General features: G+C 69.3%; 20 protein-coding genes. 5 read left to right on the top strand and 15 right to left on the bottom strand.

Going from position 1 to position 17,472, the window contains the following annotated elements:
* From EAD96_RS18460 to EAD96_RS31585, 3 genes are all read right to left on the bottom strand, one after another.
* Window positions 1-694, bottom strand: a 694-nt coding sequence (locus tag EAD96_RS18460; RefSeq protein ID WP_121685172.1) for a replication-relaxation family protein, incomplete at its 3' end; no start/stop codon positions are given.
* A gap of 636 nt (window positions 695-1,330) precedes the next feature.
* Window positions 1,331-1,744: a hypothetical protein gene (locus EAD96_RS31590; RefSeq protein WP_233585946.1), complete on the bottom strand. Its 414-nt coding sequence runs from the start codon at window positions 1,742-1,744 to the stop codon at window positions 1,331-1,333.
* Window positions 1,726-1,905: a hypothetical protein gene (locus tag EAD96_RS31585; protein WP_233585938.1), complete on the bottom strand. Its 180-nt coding sequence runs from the start codon at window positions 1,903-1,905 to the stop codon at window positions 1,726-1,728. Before EAD96_RS31585 ends, EAD96_RS31590 begins: the two co-directional genes overlap by 19 nt.
* A 791-nt stretch (window positions 1,906-2,696) precedes the next feature.
* Here EAD96_RS31585 and EAD96_RS18445 point away from each other — a divergent pair.
* Window positions 2,697-3,188 carry a DNA-binding protein gene (locus tag EAD96_RS18445; protein ID WP_233585937.1) on the top strand — a complete coding sequence of 164 codons (492 nt, stop codon included), beginning with the start codon at window positions 2,697-2,699 and terminating at the stop codon, window positions 3,186-3,188.
* Window positions 3,189-3,256: 68 nt separating this feature from the next.
* Here the strand turns inward: EAD96_RS18445 and EAD96_RS18440 are convergent, their stop codons facing one another.
* The gene (locus EAD96_RS18440; protein ID WP_233585935.1) at window positions 3,257-4,645 is read right to left on the bottom strand and encodes a hypothetical protein; all 1,389 of its coding nucleotides are present in this window, start codon (window positions 4,643-4,645) and stop codon (window positions 3,257-3,259) included.
* A gap of 219 nt (window positions 4,646-4,864) precedes the next feature.
* On the opposite strand from EAD96_RS18440, the gene xerC reads away from it, so the two are divergent.
* From xerC to EAD96_RS31580, 3 genes are all read left to right on the top strand, one after another.
* Window positions 4,865-6,325 (top strand): tyrosine recombinase XerC, encoded by a 1,461-nt coding sequence (xerC, locus tag EAD96_RS18435; RefSeq protein WP_121685165.1) that lies wholly within the window; start codon window positions 4,865-4,867, stop codon window positions 6,323-6,325.
* Between the two features lie 89 nt (window positions 6,326-6,414).
* Window positions 6,415-7,092, top strand: coding sequence for a class I SAM-dependent methyltransferase (locus EAD96_RS18430; RefSeq protein ID WP_368666031.1), 678 nt, complete (start codon window positions 6,415-6,417; stop codon window positions 7,090-7,092).
* Window positions 7,082-7,228, top strand: a complete 147-nt coding sequence (locus tag EAD96_RS31580; RefSeq protein WP_233585932.1) for a hypothetical protein — start codon at window positions 7,082-7,084, stop codon at window positions 7,226-7,228. Before EAD96_RS18430 ends, EAD96_RS31580 begins: the two co-directional genes overlap by 11 nt.
* A gap of 60 nt (window positions 7,229-7,288) precedes the next feature.
* Here the strand turns inward: EAD96_RS31580 and EAD96_RS18425 are convergent, their stop codons facing one another.
* Window positions 7,289-7,798 carry a hypothetical protein gene (locus EAD96_RS18425; RefSeq protein ID WP_199733220.1) on the bottom strand — a complete coding sequence of 170 codons (510 nt, stop codon included), beginning with the start codon at window positions 7,796-7,798 and terminating at the stop codon, window positions 7,289-7,291.
* Window positions 7,799-7,929: 131 nt separating this feature from the next.
* On the opposite strand from EAD96_RS18425, the gene EAD96_RS18420 reads away from it, so the two are divergent.
* Window positions 7,930-8,376: an NUDIX domain-containing protein gene (locus EAD96_RS18420; protein ID WP_121685169.1), complete on the top strand. Its 447-nt coding sequence runs from the start codon at window positions 7,930-7,932 to the stop codon at window positions 8,374-8,376.
* On the opposite strand, the gene EAD96_RS18415 is transcribed toward EAD96_RS18420, so the two are convergent.
* The 10 genes from EAD96_RS18415 to EAD96_RS18370 form a co-directional block, all read right to left on the bottom strand.
* Window positions 8,359-8,946 (bottom strand): histidine phosphatase family protein, encoded by a 588-nt coding sequence (locus EAD96_RS18415; RefSeq protein WP_082171364.1) that lies wholly within the window; start codon window positions 8,944-8,946, stop codon window positions 8,359-8,361. The genes EAD96_RS18420 and EAD96_RS18415 overlap by 18 nt on opposite strands.
* The gene (locus tag EAD96_RS18410; protein WP_047893062.1) at window positions 8,943-9,689 is read right to left on the bottom strand and encodes an SDR family NAD(P)-dependent oxidoreductase; all 747 of its coding nucleotides are present in this window, start codon (window positions 9,687-9,689) and stop codon (window positions 8,943-8,945) included. The genes EAD96_RS18415 and EAD96_RS18410 overlap by 4 nt, the downstream gene beginning before the upstream one ends.
* On the bottom strand, window positions 9,686-10,840 hold the full coding sequence (locus EAD96_RS18405) for a hypothetical protein (RefSeq protein WP_053065466.1): 1,155 nt from the start codon (window positions 10,838-10,840) through the stop codon (window positions 9,686-9,688). The genes EAD96_RS18410 and EAD96_RS18405 overlap by 4 nt, the downstream gene beginning before the upstream one ends.
* Window positions 10,816-11,892, bottom strand: a complete 1,077-nt coding sequence (locus EAD96_RS18400; RefSeq protein ID WP_047893061.1) for a glycosyltransferase family 9 protein — start codon at window positions 11,890-11,892, stop codon at window positions 10,816-10,818. The genes EAD96_RS18405 and EAD96_RS18400 overlap by 25 nt, the downstream gene beginning before the upstream one ends.
* Entirely contained in the window at window positions 11,889-12,443 is a 555-nt protein-coding gene (locus EAD96_RS18395; protein WP_047893060.1) for a phosphoribosyltransferase, read from the bottom strand. The genes EAD96_RS18400 and EAD96_RS18395 overlap by 4 nt, the downstream gene beginning before the upstream one ends.
* Window positions 12,440-14,347 (bottom strand): hypothetical protein, encoded by a 1,908-nt coding sequence (locus tag EAD96_RS18390; protein ID WP_121685164.1) that lies wholly within the window; start codon window positions 14,345-14,347, stop codon window positions 12,440-12,442. The genes EAD96_RS18395 and EAD96_RS18390 overlap by 4 nt, the downstream gene beginning before the upstream one ends.
* Complete coding sequence (locus EAD96_RS18385; RefSeq protein ID WP_053065464.1) at window positions 14,344-14,784, bottom strand: DUF4254 domain-containing protein; 441 nt, start codon at window positions 14,782-14,784, stop codon at window positions 14,344-14,346. Before EAD96_RS18385 ends, EAD96_RS18390 begins: the two co-directional genes overlap by 4 nt.
* 195 nt (window positions 14,785-14,979) lie before the next feature.
* Entirely contained in the window at window positions 14,980-16,089 is a 1,110-nt protein-coding gene (locus EAD96_RS18380) for a hypothetical protein (protein WP_047893058.1), read from the bottom strand.
* A gap of 24 nt (window positions 16,090-16,113) precedes the next feature.
* Window positions 16,114-16,767: a GNAT family N-acetyltransferase gene (locus EAD96_RS18375; protein ID WP_047893057.1), complete on the bottom strand. Its 654-nt coding sequence runs from the start codon at window positions 16,765-16,767 to the stop codon at window positions 16,114-16,116.
* Between the two features lie 24 nt (window positions 16,768-16,791).
* Window positions 16,792-17,472: a GPP34 family phosphoprotein gene (locus EAD96_RS18370; RefSeq protein WP_047893056.1), complete on the bottom strand. Its 681-nt coding sequence runs from the start codon at window positions 17,470-17,472 to the stop codon at window positions 16,792-16,794.

The following is a 17,472-nucleotide window of genomic DNA, read 5'->3' as shown; positions in this document are numbered from 1 at the left end:
GGTGGTGGGCGCGGGTGGCGGAGTGGAGCCAGAACAGCACCGGCCAGCGGGGGCCGCCGGCGGCGGCGAGTTGTGTGTAGCCGATGAGTTTGCGCATCAGTTCGGTCAGGGGTTCGGTGCCGGTGTCGTATTCGAGGAAGAACGGCAGCTGTGCGCCGTGGGTGGTCCAGATGCCGTGGCCGTCGGGGCGGATCGGGGCGGCCAGGGCGTGCAGGGCCACGGGGTCGCCTGGTCGGGCGAACGCGCCGGTTTGTGCGCAGCGGGACTCGGGCCACCAGCGGGTGAGGGCGTGTGCTGGGTGGGTGCGGGCGTGGCCGGCGAGGTCGGTGAAGAAGCCGTTGACGCCGAGTCGGTGGTTGAGGGTGCGGGCGGCGGTCCACCGCCGCCGGTTCGTTTTGGCGTGGCCGGGGCGGGGTGGGGGTTGGTCGCGTTGGGCGGCGACGACTTCCGCGCCGAGTTGGTCGATGACGTAGTGGAAGGGGAACGAGCCGCCGTCGGGGCGGAAGGGCCGGAACCGGTCGACCACCCGTAGCGCGGTGAGTCGGGCGAGTCGGTGTTGGGCGAAGTCCAGGGACGGGAACAGCGCGTGGGCGAGCTGCGGTGTGGTGAACACGCCGTGGTCGGTGAGCCATTCGAGGAGGAGATGGTCGCGGGTGGTGAGGACGGATTGCACGCGGAGGACGTGGTCAGGCACGAGGGTTTCCTTCCGAGTTTCGCGGTAGGGCAGAGATGACACCGGTGGTGTCTCTGAGCACCGGGCCGGGACTGTCACACCGGCCCGGTGCTGCGCTGACAGACGCCGGTGCGGGTCCGTGTCACCGTCCACCTGAAGCGGGACCCCGAACTGGTGGGCAGCGCGGACTGAAACACGGACAGCAACCCCGGACTGAGCCGAACACAGCGCTGATGACCCGTCGAGGCAACGCCTCGCGGGAGACACCTGCAGGGCAGGGGAGCGCGGTGAACCTCGGGAGGAGCTCGTCCTCCTGTTCGGGTCAGCGGTGATCGATGAGGTGTCAGCGCATGAACGTGGCGCGGCACCCGAGGCGTCCGGTCCCGTGTCGGCCATCTGTCCCGGCCCGGCGGCGGGCGGAACCAACCCTCCGCATGGCGCCGTGGTGGCGCTGGAGGAGTTCCGCACCCTCAAACCGGCGTTTGTGAGCCGTGGCGAACACCTGCCGGTCCCACAGCGCTCCGACACGACCTCACCGATGTCTGACAGCCGTGGTCAGCGGCCCGGTCTGACGCTCATGTCGCTTCGGGGCGGACCGCTGTGGGCGTCGGCGCGGGAGTGCCACAGCCGCCGAGCGTCGTCCGATGGGCGTCACTGTCAGGTCGGTGAGGTTCCCGACTGGCGATCCGACAGTGAGCGCGACGACCTTCCCGCCGCACCGGGGGTGGGCCGGTCGTCGCGGGTGGGAAGTGTCGGTTCGTCGTACGCGGTCGCGGGCCCGACCAGGAGGTCGGTCTCGCGCCGGGACCGCCGGCGGGGATGGCCGGCGGTCAGGCCGCCACCAGCGTCAGCGCCGCGTACGGCGCCGGGCGGGCCCAGGTTGACCCGGTCGCGCAGGGCGGTCAGGAAGCCGGTGAGGATTTCGCCGTCCAGGTCGTGGGCGTCGCCGGCCCAGCCGGTGTGCAGCCGGCCGGCGTAGCGGCGCAGCGCGGGCGGCGCCAGGGCGACCGCGGTGATGACCCAGGCGGGCCCGTCGCGGCGGGCGCGGCGGATCAGCTTCCGCAATACCACGTCCCGCACCGGGGGTGTTCGAGCAGCCACTGCCGCAACGCCGGCAGCGCGACGACACCCCCGGGCAGACCGCTGTCGTCGCCGAGTTGCCCGGCCAGCGTGTCGAGGTCCAGTGACAGCGGGTCGGGGTCGCACGTCAGGTCGGCGAAGGCGGTGTCCACTGCGTTCAGAGGCGAGTCGGGTCAGCCGGCAGCGGCGGAGCTCATGTCACGATCTCCCATGTCAGCGGCAAACGTCGAGGACGGGCCGGAGCGGTACGGCCGGCACGCCTGACCGCCGTTGCGCCACCGTGGTCTCGCGGACTCCTGACAGCGCAGGCTGCGTAGGCACGGACACCGGTTCGGCGGGGTCAGCCGCCCGGCGTGCACCGTTCACTGACGATCGACGTCGACGTGCGTCATCGTTTCGACAAAGCCACGCTGACCTGCCCGTTGACACGGGCTCACAGCGCCATAAGGCGGAGCGGTGTCAGACCGCGACCGGCTTTACCGCCGACTATCGGCCTGCCTCGGGCGCCGCGCGTCGGCGTGCCTGGCTGGCAGCGTCCGCCCGGCGGGCCATGGCGGTCTGACGAGCCGCCGTCCGACTGACAGGCCCGGAGCCAGCGTCCTCGGTGACGCCGCTGCCGCCCTGGGGTACCCGGACAGCGGTCTGACAATGCCGGCCAGCACCCCTATGCCATCGGCGTGCGCTGCCATAGTCGAGGTGGTCGTGACCCTGGGTATCTGACAGAGCTGGGTTGATGGTGGGCCTGACAATCTCCTGACGCTGATCCGATGTCGTGGCGCTGGCGTCTGCAAGGGTGTCCCGGGGTCAGGACAGCCCATGCGGATGGGAACCCGTTGTCAGACATCTGCGAGATCACCGTGAGAGGGGCATGTGTTCGCCACGGCTGACAAACACCGGTTTGAGGGTGTCAGCGCACCACGGCGCGGCGCGGAGCCGACACCACATGAGCGAGCACACGCCGCAGCACCATAACCCGCATCCCGATCCCACCGTCGACACCGGTCCGTCGGCCGGGGTCGATCCGACACCGACCGACCTGGTCGCCGGCGACCCGCCGATACCGCTCATGCGATCAGCACGACGAACCCGCAGGCCCGCCCCCGCCGCCAACCCACGGAGCGACGCCGCAGCTTGCACCTGGACCACGGAGCGCATCCTGGCGCTTGGGGCGACCACGGACCTCGCCACCGCCGCCGCGATTCTCGGCATCTCCCGTTCGGCGGCCTACAAGCTGGCCGCCCGCGACGCCTTCCCGGTGCCATTGTTCCGGGCTGGCGCCTACTACCGCGTGCCGACCGCCCCGATATTGCGGAAACTGCACCTCGAGTCCCCGCCGGTATCGACAACTGATGACACCGGCGGGGCGGGTGCCGACGGGGACGGCGGGTATTCGGGCGCGGACAGGGACACCACGGGCTGCAGGCCCCCGACGTAAACCCGCCCGGGTAGTACGCATTGTTCGCCGGCACGGCTTCGTACGCAGTGCCGGTGCAGTCGCCCTGGCTACTGCTCGACGGCGCGGGAGAGAAGCCGGACCAGAGCGCGGCGCAACACTCGCTCGATGTCATCCACGACCGCTGACAGGTCATTTGTCGGCTGACCGGTGAGCGTGCGAAGCTCCCGAGAGCTCGGGTCGTTGCCGTGCATCTCGTCGTTGCGGAGCCGGTACCCCAGGCGCAGGAGTGCCTCGAGCCGCTCGGGCGGCGCCTGCAGGACCGGGTCGTCCGCCAAGAGCGCGGTCGCTCCGGCGACGATCTTGTCCTGCTTCCAACGATCTGCCGGGAGGCCTGGCAGTTTGATGAACAGCACTTCGCTGCAGACCATCAGGTCGATGAGCCGGTCGGTCGGCACGCGGTCGGCCCCGGCCAGGACCAGCCGGCGCAGCGCGGTTTGCAGACCCCGTTTCTCCCGGACCGCGGGATGCGCGAGGAGGTCGTACACCTCGCGCACCGCCTCAACCTGCTCTCGCCCAAGGATTGTCGGCCGGTCCTCGTCAAAGGCGGGCAGCGCCGACAACGATGCCGTCGGCCCCAGTCCCTGGGGAAAGTCGTCGTCCGGTGGGCAGCGGATCGCCCGAGTCGCGGTGACGGACCCGCCGCACACCAGCCGCAGCGCAGCCACGAGACGGCTGGCTGGCTCGACCAGCGCGCCAGAATCCGGCGCCGTCGGGTGGGCGGGCACGTCCATGGCCGAGCACACCGGGTACGAGGTGCAGCGGGTCAGGGCCCACTGGTGGAACCGCGACACGGCCACCGAGTTCGGGCCGCCCGCGAAGGCGATCGGCACCGCGAGGTAGCCGATCGCGGCGCTCACCTGCCGGTCGCTCATCGCCTGCAGCACCAGGCCGTCCGGCAACGTGACCGCCTCGATGCCCGCGGTGGGGGTGAAGGCGTTGAGCGGGACCACCTCGACCAGCCGCGCCCGCGTGGCCAGCAAACCGTCCTCCAACCTGCGGTACGCGGCGTCGAAGGCACCCTGGTCGAACCGGTAGCCCCCGACGGCGGCAACCACGGGTTCCAGGACGTGCTTAACCAGCGTCCACCCCAATTGCCGGAGGCTGAGGGCGAACTCCACCCCGACGAGGCAGTCCACCCGCTCGCGCAGCACCTCATCGGCGGCCACGACCGCCCGCACCGCCCCGATCTCGGCGAAGGTATCCAAGAACCGGTAGTCGGTGACCAGGCCCGGCATCTGCCAGGCGCCGCGGCGGATCGCGACGAACGACTCCTGCCCGTGGCGGTGCCACTCGCCGAAGTCGGGAACGGTCGCGAACACCGGCACACCGTCGCCAGCGGCCAAGTCACCGAGCACCGCCGCCATCAACTGGGCCACTGCCGCATGCAGCTCCGGACGCCGCGCCCGACCCTTCGCCACGTCACCTGCCGCCACCATCGGCCGTCCTCCATGCCCGATCTCACGCGAACCCGACAGGATCCCAGACTCCCCAGCAGGGCGCATCTGACTTTCACCCCTCACCGACCTCAGCGCACGGGCCACCCACCGGACCTGGAATCGCGGCGACTTGATCGTGGCCGCCGGTCACGCGTGGATGTCGATCGACCAAACCGACGCCCCACCACCCCAGACGGACGAACGGGAGCACCACCTCCGATGCCAGACGGAAGCATCTTCAAGCGCTGCGGCTGCCGCCACCCCGACACCGGCAAACCATGGGGAAACGACTGCCCGAAACTACGCCGCGCGAACCGCGCCTGGAGCTCCGACCACGGCCACTGGGCCTACCAGCTCGAACTACCACCCACCACCGACGGCGGGCGCCGGCAACTACGCCGCTCCAGCTTCCCCACCCGCCGCGCCGCCGCCGACGAACTCGACCACGCCCGCGACCTGCTCGCCCTCGCCAACGGCGACCGGCGCCGCCGCACCGAGATCGCCGACCTCCTGCAAACCGCCGTACGCGCCAAACGTCCCCTGCCCGAGGTCGACCGCATCCGCCAGCGGCTGCGCGGCGACGGCGCGCTCGCCGACATGCCCACCGTCGCCGAGTACCTCACCGGATGGCTGACCCACCTCACGATCGACGCGAACACACAGCGCGGCTACGAATCGATCGCCCGGGTCCACCTGATCCCACACCTGGGCGACATCCCGCTGGACAAGCTACGCACCACCCACATCCGCGCCATGTTCGCCGCCATCGAGCGCCGCAACGACGAGATCGCCGCCGCGAAGACAAGCAGCGACCCCGCCGTGCGCGCGTCCGTCACAGGCGTGCGACCCACTGGTGCCAGCACACGGCAGCGCATCCGCGCCTGTCTGCGTAAGGCCATCAACGACGCCCTCGCCGACGAACTCATCGTCGGCGCCAACCCCGCCGCCCTGGTCAAGGTCCCCGCCGACCGGCCCCTACCAATCGTGTGGGAGGACGAACGCGTGCACCGGTGGAAGACCACCGGCGAGGTCCCCGGACCGGTGATGGTCTGGACCGACTCCCAGATTGGGCAGTTCCTCGACTACGCCGCCGTACACGCCCCCGACCTGCACCCGATGTGGCACTACATGGCCTACCGCGGGCCCCGCCGCGGCGAGGCGTGCGGCCTGCGCGACAGCGAGGTACGCCTGCACCGCCGCGAGACCACCATCAACAACCAGATCGCCACCCACGGCTACACCGCCGTCCAGAAACCACCGAAAAGCAGAGCCGGAAACCGCGACGTCGCCCTCGACACCGACACGACCAAAGTCCTCACCGCCTACAAGGCCCGCCGCGCCGCCTGGCAACTCGCCGCCGGCGACACATGGCCCGACACCGGCCTGTTCTTCGTCCGCCCCGACGGAAAGCCGTGGCACCCCAACGCCGTCACCCAACGGTTCCGCAAACTCGTCCGCAAAGCCGGGATGCCCCCGATCCGGCTGCACGACCTGCGCCACAGCGCCGCCACCATCGCCCTCGACGCCGGCATCGACATCAAGGTCGTCTCCGAGCAACTCGGCCACTCCACCACGACCCTGACCCGCGACACCTACCAGAGTGTCACCAAGCGGATGCACCAGGACGCCGCCGACACCGTCGCAAGGAAGATCAGCCAGAAACGCCGCAGGGCGGGGTGAAAGCCACCCCGCACCGCAGAAGAAGCGGACGGCTGCGTGCGGCCGGGCCGGCCCCGGTCGCCCGAGCGAATACGCTCGCGACGTGAGCGGTGACGACCAGTTGCCGAGCCGGCGGGGCAGCTTCGGCGAGGACCCGGACACCTACCAGGCGGCCCGGCCGGGACACCCGCCGCGGGTGTACGAGGTGCTTGCCGAGCGCGGGCTGCGACCGGGTGCGCGTCCTGGAGATCGGACCTGGAACCGGGCAGGTGACCCGTCCTCTCGTGGACGCCGGTGCGTCGGTGCTGGCGGTGGAACTCGGTGGCCGGCTGGCGGCCCGGCTGCTAACGAACCTGGCCGGCCACGACGTGACCGTCGTCGAGGGCGACTTCACCACCGTGCCGCTGCCCGACGACACCTTCGACCTGGCCGTCTGCGCCACCGCCTTCCACTGGCTGAACAAGGATGCAGCGGTGCGACGGCTGGCCCGCTTCGTCCGGCCGGGCGGAGGGCTGGCGGTGTGGTGGACGGTCTTCGGTGACCCCGACCGCAGCCCGCCCTGGCGCACTGAACTGGACGCGGTGTACCGACGATGGCTACCGGGGCAGGGGCGCGGCCCCGTCGGTGTGCCAGCCCGCTGCGGGTCGCCGAGCGCACGGCGGAACTGCAGGCAGGTAACTGGTTCGGCCCGTCCAGGTCGAGATGATCCGCTGGGAACACCAGCTGACCCCGCACGGCGCACGCGGGCTGTGGGGGACCTTCCCGAACGTACGCGAGTTGAGCACTGACCAGCGGGAGGCGTTCCTCGACGGCGTCGCCGAGGTGGTCGCCCGCCAACCCGGTGGGACGGCGATCGACAATTACGTCACCGCGCTGTACACGGCGCCGCGCCGAAACCACGATGCCGTTCCAGCCAGCCCCTGAAATCGGGCAGCGGACGCCCGAAGGGCGCCAGCGATCTATGCCCCTTCGACAGGGCCTGAGCTAGCCGGGCCTGCTGAAGCGGGACACCACCACCGAGCCGTTCGAGGAGCTGAACCGAAGCGGTCTCGCTGGCGCGGACCGTTCTGGGCTGGCTGCGGACCGAACAGCGGTCACCGCGGGCCCGGGGCTGGGGGTCGTAGCCGTTGGTGAGGTGGGTTTCGAGCCACTGGCTTCGAACACGAACGGCAGCCGTCCGTCGCGGGTCAGCGCCTTCAGCCGCACCGCGAAAGGAAGGCCCTCGGCGTACATGGCCGACTGCCACTCCACCCCTGACAGCGGGGTTCCCTCCGGCTTGGCCTCGATCACCCCGGCGACCCGCTGGTCGACATGCAGGAGGTAGTCGACCCGGCCGTGGCCCTTCGCCATGATCGCCTCACGAACGGCCACACCCGCGCCCGGGAAGAGGTTCGTTTCGGAGCGGTCTTGCACGAGCCAGCCGGCATCTCGAAGCTGCCGATCGATCAGGACCCGGGCCCGCTGCTCTGCTTGAAGCCGGACATCGCTAGACATTGCCCCCCACAGCCAAGAGAGGCTAGTCGATCAAGCGCACTCTCCGAATCCTCCGAGTGGCCGACAGTGAGTTGCCGTGCGGGTGTAGCTTCGACTGGCCTAGGCCGTGGCAGCTGTTGATAGGGGTCTACATGCGTGAGGTTCTGCGTCGGTCGGTACGAGCGATCCTGTGGGACGAACGCGATCAGCTCTTGTTAATCAAGAGGACGAAGCCCGGCCAAGCCCCTTACTGGACCGCGCCCGGTGGCGGCCTTGAACCGACGGACGCATCCCTCGACGCAGCCCTGCGGCGTGAGTTGCGGGAGGAGTTGGGCGCGGAGGCAGAGCGACTCAGCCAGGTGTTCTTGGTCAGCTCGCCGTCGGGCGACGGAGTGTCCGTACAGCACTTCGTATCCTGCCGGCTCACCCGGGTAGACGAGAGCGCTCGTACGGGTGCGGAGTTCACTGATCCGGGCCGTGGCGGCTATGCCCTGGACCGAGTGGCCGTCGACCGCCTTCCTGAGGTGGACCTGAAGCCTGAGGCCCTGAAGGAGTTCATCCTCGCGAACGCCGATGCATTGCTATCGGAGTTCAGCTAAGGCGGGCCAGACCCCTGCCGGTGCGAGCGTGAAGCGGCGTGCGGCTTGGAACACGTCCTGGGGGCGGCTTGCTCCGGCGGTGATCGCTGCGACCGCGCCGATGAGCATTCGGTGCGAGACGATCAATGCTGTGGACCCTTCACCCGAGTGTCCGAGGATCGCCGAGGCAGCCGCTGCCCGTTCGTAAAGCGCTGTAAGGCTCTCGCCGCCGGCCAGGGCCGAGCCAGGGTCGCGGAGCCGGTGCGTGCGCCAGCTGTGGTACTCGGCTGGGTAGTCGTCCGGTCCTTTGCCGAGGACGCAGTCGGGGGCGCGCCACTCGGCGTACAGCGGATTGGGAGCGGCGAGCGGCACGCCGAGCAGCGCAGCCAGGATCTCGGCGCTTGTGGCGGCGCGCGGATGCGGGCTGGTCAACACGATTGCAGGCCGGACACCGCGGTCACGAAGTGCGTGGGCGGTAGCGGCAATCTGTGCAGCGCCGCGCGCGGTGAGAGGCGTCTCGGGGCGGGCATGGGCGTGGGGGCGGGTGATTCCGTCGAGGCTGGTGCCGTGGCGGATCCAGAAGACGGTCATGACAAGTGCCAGCCGCCGTCGACGTTGATCGCTTGGCCGGTGATGAATCCCGCTTCCGGGGTGGCCAGGAAGGCGATGGCGGTGGCGACGTCCGAGGGTTGGCCGCGCCGTTTGATGCACTGTCGGTCGAGCTGGCGTCGGACCATGGCCTCGTGATCGGGTACGACGCTGTGCTCTGCGGGGACCTCTATCGAGCCGGGCCGCACGGTATTGACGGTGATGTTGTGGGGGCCGAGTTCGCGGGCGAGAGCGCGGACGAGTCCTTCCAGGCCGCTTTTCGCCGCGATGTAGCCGGCGAGGTCGATGCGTCCGAGTTGGGTCATGACTGAGGAGACGGCGACGATGCGGCCGTAGTTGTTGCTGATGAAGGCCGGTGTGGCGGCGCGGATGACGGTGGCGTGCGTGACGAGGTTGAGTTCGAGCTGGTCGCGAAGGACGTTGAGGTCCGTCCGGCTCCACGGGATGCGGGGGTACGCGCCGGCGTTGCTGATCAGGACGGCGAGTTGGGTGGCGTGCTGCTCGATGGCGGCGCGAAGTGCGGTCTGGGTGTCAGCGGCGGTCAGGTCGCCGGTGACGGTGTGGGTCTGTGCGCCGTGGCGGCGGGCGGCCTCGACGACCGCGTCGAGGTTGGTGTCGTCGTATCGGTGGGTCAGAACGAGGTCGAAGGCGGCTGACAGACGGGCGGCGATGGCCGCTCCGATGCCTGTGCCTGCTCCGGTGATGACGGCGATGGGGCGGCTCATGAGGGCGGCTCCGCTGGCGTCTGGGTGGTGAGTCCGAGGATCTGCTCCAAGTCGGCGTCGGGTGCGTAGAGGTCGGCGAGTAGGCCCAGCGACAGAGCGGCGTCGCGGGGTTCCAGGAGCTGTAGTGGGTAGACGGCGAGGATTCGCATAGCGAGGTATGGGCGTATCCAGGTGAGTAGGTCGGTGGCGGCGGAGCGTGCGAGCGGCCGGGCGAGCGTCGTGAGGTATCGGGTGATGGCCTGCTGCCGGGCCGGCGATGGTTGGTGCTGGTAGTCGATGCCAACGGCCCGGTGGGAGAGTCTCTTGAGCCGTACGGTGGGCTCGACAGCTTCGGCGAGTGCCTTCCTGTGATCGGCGTAGGCGTCGGTGTTGTAGTGAGCGACGAGCCAGGCGCCGTGCAGTCTCTGGTACCAGAGGAAGCAGGCGATCTCGCCGGGGAGGGCATTGAGGCCTGCGGTGTCGTAGTCGAACCAGACGGGCTGGTTGTCGGCGTCGAGGCCGATGTTGAAGTCGGTGGGGTCGCCCTGTGTCATCGCGGCCCAGACCTGCTCGTCCGGGTGGAAGGCGTCGCGTAGCTCGCTGACGAGGGCAGGAAGGTCGAGCCGTCGGGGCTGTCCGTTGACCATGAGGGTGGTCTCCCGCAGCTCAGAGGGCCGGAGACCGTCGGCGTCGGTCAGTTTGAGCACTATCGGGTTGTGGCCGTAGTAGTGGTCCAGCCTGCCGCCAGGCTGGGCCCGGTCGCGGTAGAGCTTGCTGCTGGCGCGTGAGGCCGGGACTCGGCAGATGGTCGCGTCGATGGTTCGGCGGTAGTGCTGGAGGATCGCGTCGAGCCCGCAGTCGAGGTTGGCCGCGCTGCCGGGGCCGGTGGACGTGAGAGCGTCGAGGAGCAGGCCGGTGTCCGGAAGATCGGGTTGGTGGCGGTCGTAGAGGGTGAGGGTCCAGTGCCCGACGCGGTGTTGGGAATGCAGCCTCGGTAGCCGGTAGTGGTGGCGGATTCGGTGGTACCCGGCGACTTCGGCCGCAGCCTCCACGGGGTTCGGGTTCACCTTGGCGAAGAGGCGGTGTGCGCCGATGTCGAGGTGGAAGGTGCGGTTCATGGTGAAGCGGCGGTAGCGGCCGAAGCGGATCATCGAGTCCACCAGCCCGCGCACTGCCCCGCGAAGTTGGCTATGACCTTGGCGGGGATGGCGCGAAGGTCGCTCGCGGTGGACCAGAGCGTGTCGTCGTAGCGGTCCCGCACGGGACACGCGTCGGCGACCGACATCAGGTGCGAGAACGGGGTGGCCACCGCGTGGTGGCCTGCTGATCCGGTGATCCACTTGGCGTAGCCGTGCCGTCCGTAGAGGCCGACCACATTCGGCTGGGTGCCGTCCGCTCGGATGGTGAGTGCGGCGAGATGGGTCAGGCCGGTGTCGTTGCCGATGACCAGCTCGGCAGCGGCGAACAGGTCAATGCACTCGACCGCCGTTGGTTCGTGAATCACCTCAATCTGCCCTACGGATGCCGGAGGCTGGTGGCCCGGTGGTGTCACCAGGCTGAAGCGCCAGGTACCCGGGTGGCGGGCCGACAGGTGTTCGGCGAGGGCGCCGAAGTTGTCGATGCCGTAGTCCTTGCGGTCGGGGCGACTCGTCGTGGCCACGAAGACCACGTGGAGTGGTTCCGGGGCTGCGACGGCCGCCCGGAACCTGGGGCATGGGTCATCGGAAGCGGGGAGCCTGATGCCGAGGGTTTGCTCGATGTCGAGGTAGTAGCGCATAGGCAGGGCCGCATGGACCTCGACAACGTCGGCGTCGATGAGGTCGAGCAGCGTTGGAGGCGATTCCGGTACCGCGTCGAATTCCAAGGCGTTGTCGCTGCCGAGCGTGCCCAGTTGGTGCCCGTCGCCGCCCGTGACCGTGACTGGAAGGGTGCACCGGGCGATCAGGTCCGCCCGGCTGCCGGCGTACTCCAGCGTTCCGAACTGATCGTGTGTGGCGTCGTGAAGCGCCTGTGCCATGGCGAGGCCGAGCAGCAGGTCACCGAGTCCGCGAGAACCGAAGTCGACGCGCCACCCGGTCTCACGAACCGCATCGAGGCGTGTCCGCCGGGGTGGGGTCTGTCCGTTGGCCCGGCGATACGGCAGGAGCCGGCCGAGCGGTGCCTGTTCGCGTCGGACGAGGTACCGTCCGCCGCGGTGGCGCACCGGTTCCTCGATGAGGGTCACAGCGTTGTCAGTACGCACAGCGGGACCCCATTGCGTTCGAGTAGCTGTCGGCCCTCGCCAGCGGTGTCTTCGACGAGGCAGAGCGCGCCGGTGATGTCGGCGCCGGCCGCGCGAAGCGCCTTGACGAGATTGGCCAGAGTGAGTCCGGTGGTGATCTCGTCGTCCACGATGAGGACGCGCAGTCCTTCGAAGTCGCCGTAGGCGAAGACCTCGAGACGCCGGGCATGCGGCTCGTGGAACACGAGCTTCCCGGGTAGGTCGAGGTTGACCTTCCAGGCAAGCCGATACTGGCTACCGCTGGCCCAGGCCACCGCGATTGTCGGCACGATGCCGCCGGCGTCCAGGCCCAGGAGAAGATCGTGCGGCCGATACGCCGGGTGCTCGCTCCATCGCTTCCACAAGCTGCGTCCCGTCGCCAGGACCTGTTCAGCGGCGACGTCGGTGCGGATGCCATCGAGGCCGTGGACGACGCGGATCGGACGAGCGGTATCTCCTACCCCGAGCCGTGTCACCCGATCGGCGTGCAGAACCTCGTCAAAGGCGGTGGTCATCGAAGATCGGATCCTTCCGTCCGGGGCGTGTTGGACGCGACCGAGCAGCCGAGCGCGTCGTGGTAGGCGAGGATCTTGGCGGCGGCTCCGCGGACCCGGTGGGAGAGGGATTCGTCCTGTCGCCACCGGTCGTCACTGACCTCGGTCACCGCCGGGAGGTCGATGTCGGTGTCCGGATGGCTGGTGGTGAAGGCGAGACGGACCTCCTCGCTGGCGTCGAGGTTCATCCCGTCGGCGCGCAGGATGATCTTCATGATCAGCACGACGTGCTTGTAGACAGCGCGGATATCGGGCTCGGGTTTCGCGGCGAGTCGCCGCAGCACCATCGCCACGAGCGGCAGCTCGCTGCGTGAGGCGCGGTCGTCGGCTGGTGCGTCGAAGGCGTTGAGGACGAGGTCGCTTCGGCGGTAGAGCAGTCCGCAGCCATCGCGGGCTATCTGCCGCACCGCGTGCAGTACTCGGGGTGGGACCAACCCGGCGAGCATCTCTCGGGTGGTGAACGACGACAGTGCGATCTTCTCCCCCGCCGGTCCGCTCTGGGGGACACGCCTGGTCTGAAGCCAGTGCAGCGGCAGCGTGTCGCGTACGACAAGGAGGTCGATGTCGCTCCACCCGGATTGCCAGCCCTGATGGGCGAGGCTCCCCGTGGCGGCGACGAGCGCGGTCTCAGAATCGGTCAGTCTGGCGACGCACTCCGCGAGTACCGCTTGTAGCGCCTCCGGGATGGCCGTGTTCGCACGCGGTGGAACCCTGACCTCGGACCTGCGGTGAACAACTTCCGTAACCGCCCTCTTCAGCGCGGCGAGGCTGTGGCCGTTGTCGATGACCGTGTCGGCGATCGACGCGATGCGGTCTCCACCCCGGCTTCGCTTGATCGCGTCGCGGGCGGAGAGCGACTCCATGGTCTCGGTGGCGCGCTGCGCGCGAAGCCTGTCCGGGAGGCGGAGGAACACGATCTCGCAGCGCTCGCCCCAGATCCTGCGGAGGTGTGCTGTGGCCTCGAAGCGGTGCGCGCTCTCCAGGCTGATCCGGTGCGAGCCCGGGTTCAGCGCGGCGAACCGAAGGATCTCTTCTGTAAGCATCTGCGCCTGGGTCAGCTCGTCCCATTCGCGATACGGATCGGCCACCCCGAGCCGATCGGCGGAGAGCTGCATGAGGTAGCCGATCTTCAGCCGGGTGGCTGTGTGCTCCGTGCGCAGCAACTCGCCGACCGTGCTCTTGCCGCTCTCGGACATACCAGCGAGCACCCACAGGTGCTGGATCCGGTCTGGCGGCAGCGGAACGACGGGCACGTCGAGCTGCGTCAGGGCCTCACGGATTTCACGCTGCACGTCGAGGAGTGGGCGGTGCCCGCGCACCACGATGGCCTGGTACTCCCCGTCATCGACTTGGAGATCGATCGCCTCGGCCAGTCGCTGCTGGTACTCGACGTAGCGCTCGGTGGTCGGCACAGGCTCGCGTGCCACGGCGTGGTGCGCCTCGGCTACCGGCTGGTCGCTGTGGCGCAGCAGTAGGTGCAGCTCACGGCGTGGCGCGGGGGCGTAGTGGCGTGCTCTGGCCTCAACGTGGGCGAGCGCCTCGGCGGTGGATGTGCCGTTCTTGACCGCTGCTGTCGCCGCGCAGGTCGCCACAAGCATCGGCCAACCGCGGTCCTCCAACGCCAAGGAGCCGCCGCCGGCACACCGTGCGGCGTGGGAGCGGAAAACGAGGTCGATGTGTTCGTCGGTGGTGCTGTCGACGAACCACCACTGACTGAAGTCTCGTCGCGACACCTCGGCCCATCGCCGGTCCCACCGATCGACTGTCCCGGTGAACTCGACATCTGGCATCGCCGACGCCAACCAGCGGGCGTTCGTGGTCTTGCCGACGTTGTCGGCGCCGTTGAGGGTGACGGCGGTCCTCATCGCGGCTCCCGATAGCTCTTGAGCGTGCGCCAGTGAGGAATGCGGCGGCGACCTTCATGAATGTCGAGCACAAGGGTGTCGAAAGCTTCGGTGAGTTCGGTGTACTGCTGGAGCGCTACCGAGGGATCGACTTCGCTCGGGCCCAACTGGGCGGTCTCCGAGAATCGCCTCCACCGAACCCACGCGATGGCCAAGCGGTCGACCACGGAGCCGATCGTCTCGGTGTGCAACGGTGCCCCGCCCGGAGGCCGAATCACCTGCTCAACCCAAGAGTCGATCTCCCCGATGAGAGCCACGCGAGTGGCGTTGAGACGGTCGATCGATCTCTTGGCAGCAGCCACCACGTGGTCGTCAGCGGCCGGATCGCGGGAAATCGTCTCCGCTGCCCATTGTTCGCCGTGGTGCGAGGCGAGCCGGGACGCCGCGTGAAGGGGCACCGTCCAAACCTCTGGCAGAACCCGCGGACGGCCGCCAAACGTACTGATGATCAGGTCTGAGCTGGGCAGCGGTGTACCAGACTGCTGGTTAGGGATGAGTGGTGGGTCACCGACGGAACGGAGGGGCATTGGGTGGGCCTCCTTTGATCCTTCGCAGGTCTTGCTACGGGGCGCGGTCGGTGCCGAGGGCGGTGGTCAGCTCTCACCGTGCTCGTGGCGGTGACCCTTGGTGGCGCAGTCCTGTCGGATGCGGGCGAGGTGGTGGGTCATGCGGGCGGTGGTGGGGTTTCCGGGGTACTCACGGCGCTGCGTGGCGATGGTGTCGGCGAGGAGGTCCTGGGCGGCTTGGCAGTGGCCGAGGTCGTGCAGGACGAGGGCTGTTGTGGCGTGAACGGCGAGGGTGCGGTGGCCGCGTGGGCCGTCGCTGCTCGCGAAGTGCTCGCCGAGCTGCCGATAGAGGTGGTACGCGCGCTGATGGTGACCGGCACTGCGGTGAGCGGCGGCGAACAGGTGCAGGGCGTGCAGACTGCGCCGGTGCGTGGGGCCGTACAGGTGGTTGGCGCTGTGGTGGGCGTACCCGGCCCAGCGAATGGCGGTATCGAGCTCGCCGAGCCGCAGGTTCAGTGCGGCAAGAAGAGTGCCAGCTTCGGCATGCACCGCATGGGGTGCGGCGGTCGCGGGGTCGATGCCAGTGAGGCTGCCGTGCAGGAGTTGCCGGGCACGTAGGGGATCGCGGGCGGCGACACGCTTCGCGCGTTCGGTCTCCCAGCGGTCTGGGCTGGCCAACGGTGCCGCGCGCCAGGTCAGAGTCATATCGTGAGCGGCGGCGCCGACGGTGACACAGGTCAGAATGCGGTGAGCGTGCATGGCGGCCAGGTGTGGGCGTGCCGGTGTCCCTGCGGGGAGAGGGACGATCCGTGGCGCGTGTCGCAGGACCGCTCGACCGACATGATCGGCGATGACGACGGCGTCGAGTGGCTTGGGCCAGCAGTCGTTTCCGCAGAGGTACGCCGGTGCCGCGGCGGCCGTCTCAGCCAGAGCCACCGCTTGATGGCAGAACTTGCAGCGCAGGAGTCCGGGGACCAGGTAGTCGTGCCGCGGTCCGGTGCCGTCCGCCCCTCGGTCCGCCTGCTGCGCCTGCGGAGCCGTGGCCTTGGTGACCCATTTCTGCACGATGCGGGGATCGAGGTCCATCTGGCGGGCGACAGTGGTGACGGCGCCGTAGGCCTTGACGATGCGGGCGTCGGCGACGCGCTGGACGACAGCGTCAACGAGGTCGGGCGGGTATCTGCTAGGGAAGGCCATGATCTGTCCTATGCGGTGGACGGGTTAGGCGTGCTGGTCATGCCAGCGGTCACCGATCGGGCGCGCGGAGTTGGTCGGCATGGTTCTGCTGGCGTGGTGTGGGTTGCGGCGCATGGGGTGCAGGCTCGGCCCGTTCGGCACGGTGAGGGGCGGGCGAAGCGTGTACCCGTAGCGGGTGAGCAGGCGTTCCGCTTCGGCGGGGACGGTGGTCCAGGAGGGCAGGTCGATGCGGTCGAGGCGGGCGCGGTGATGGCTGAGCAGGGCGCTGCCGCAGCCGGTCTTCTGCCGCGTTGGGGATACGGCGAGCAGCGCCAGGTGGTAGTGCGGTTCGGTGGGCTGCTGCTGTGCGATCAGGCCCTCAAGGGCGGTGAAGCGCTCAGCGTGTGCTCCGGCGGCCTCCACGAGGCGGGTCGGGTAGTTGGCCGGTGGTGGGATCGGTCGGTAGCGGTGAAAGCCGACGATGGCGGCGGTGAGGTCGTCGGTGAGGTGTACGTCGCCGAAGACCATCGCGTGTTCCACCCACACCGCGACGACGTCGGTCAGCACCCGGCGGCGCTGCGCCGCGTCCGGTACCAGCCAGCCGGCGAGCGGGCTGGGGTGCAGCGTGTCGGTGATCAACGCGGCGACGGTCTGTCTGTCTGTCCAGCGGGCTGCGCGGATACGAATGCTGGAGTCCACGGTGTTGTCGTCCCTCTCGGCGGATTATCGGTAGGTGGCGGTGGCGAGGTCACCGATCGCGGCGTCGACGGCGGCGGTGATTTCCCGGACGGGGCGGTGGTGCTGGGCGGCGATGGTCTTCAGATGGGCGGTGAGGGTGGCGGTGTCGTCGTCGAGGTAGAGGTGGTCGGCGAGGCCGAGGACGGCGACGAGTCCGGCGAGGGCGGCGGTGTGGTTGTCCGGTTGTTCGCGGCCGGCGGCGAGGTAGCGCAGGCGGGCGCGGGCGATGACGGCCCATTTGGTGTCGGTGGCGAGGTAGGCGTCGGCGCGGACCAGGCCGCCGAGGCGGCGGCGGGCGGTGTGGCGCAGGATCCCAGCGGCGACGAGTCCGGCGCGGGTGCGCTCATACAGGTCGTCGGCGAAGCTACGCAGAAATGCCTTCACCGTCGGAGTCGCACGGGAGTAGCGGATCGCGGCGAGGGCAGTGTCGGCAATCAGGTCACCGACCGGCTGGTCGGAGTTCAGGCGTAGCCACCAGTCCGCAGCCGGATGCTCGGCGTAGGAGTCGAGGGTGATCCGTCCGGCGAGGAACAGGTCGATCAGCACTGCGCCGGCCATGCCGAGGGCCAAGGCTTGGCGGTGCAGGTGCGGCTGGCCGGTGTCGTCGTGGTGCCCGAGCAGGAACAGCTCGTCGCGCAGCGACAGGTGGGGTATCGACGCGGTCAT

Origin of the sequence: Micromonospora sp. BL1 (assembly GCF_003667485.1) — a bacterium.
GTDB classification, from domain to species: Bacteria; Actinomycetota; Actinomycetes; order Mycobacteriales; family Micromonosporaceae; genus Micromonospora; species Micromonospora tulbaghiae.
This window is presented reverse-complemented; position numbering and strand designations above follow the sequence as displayed.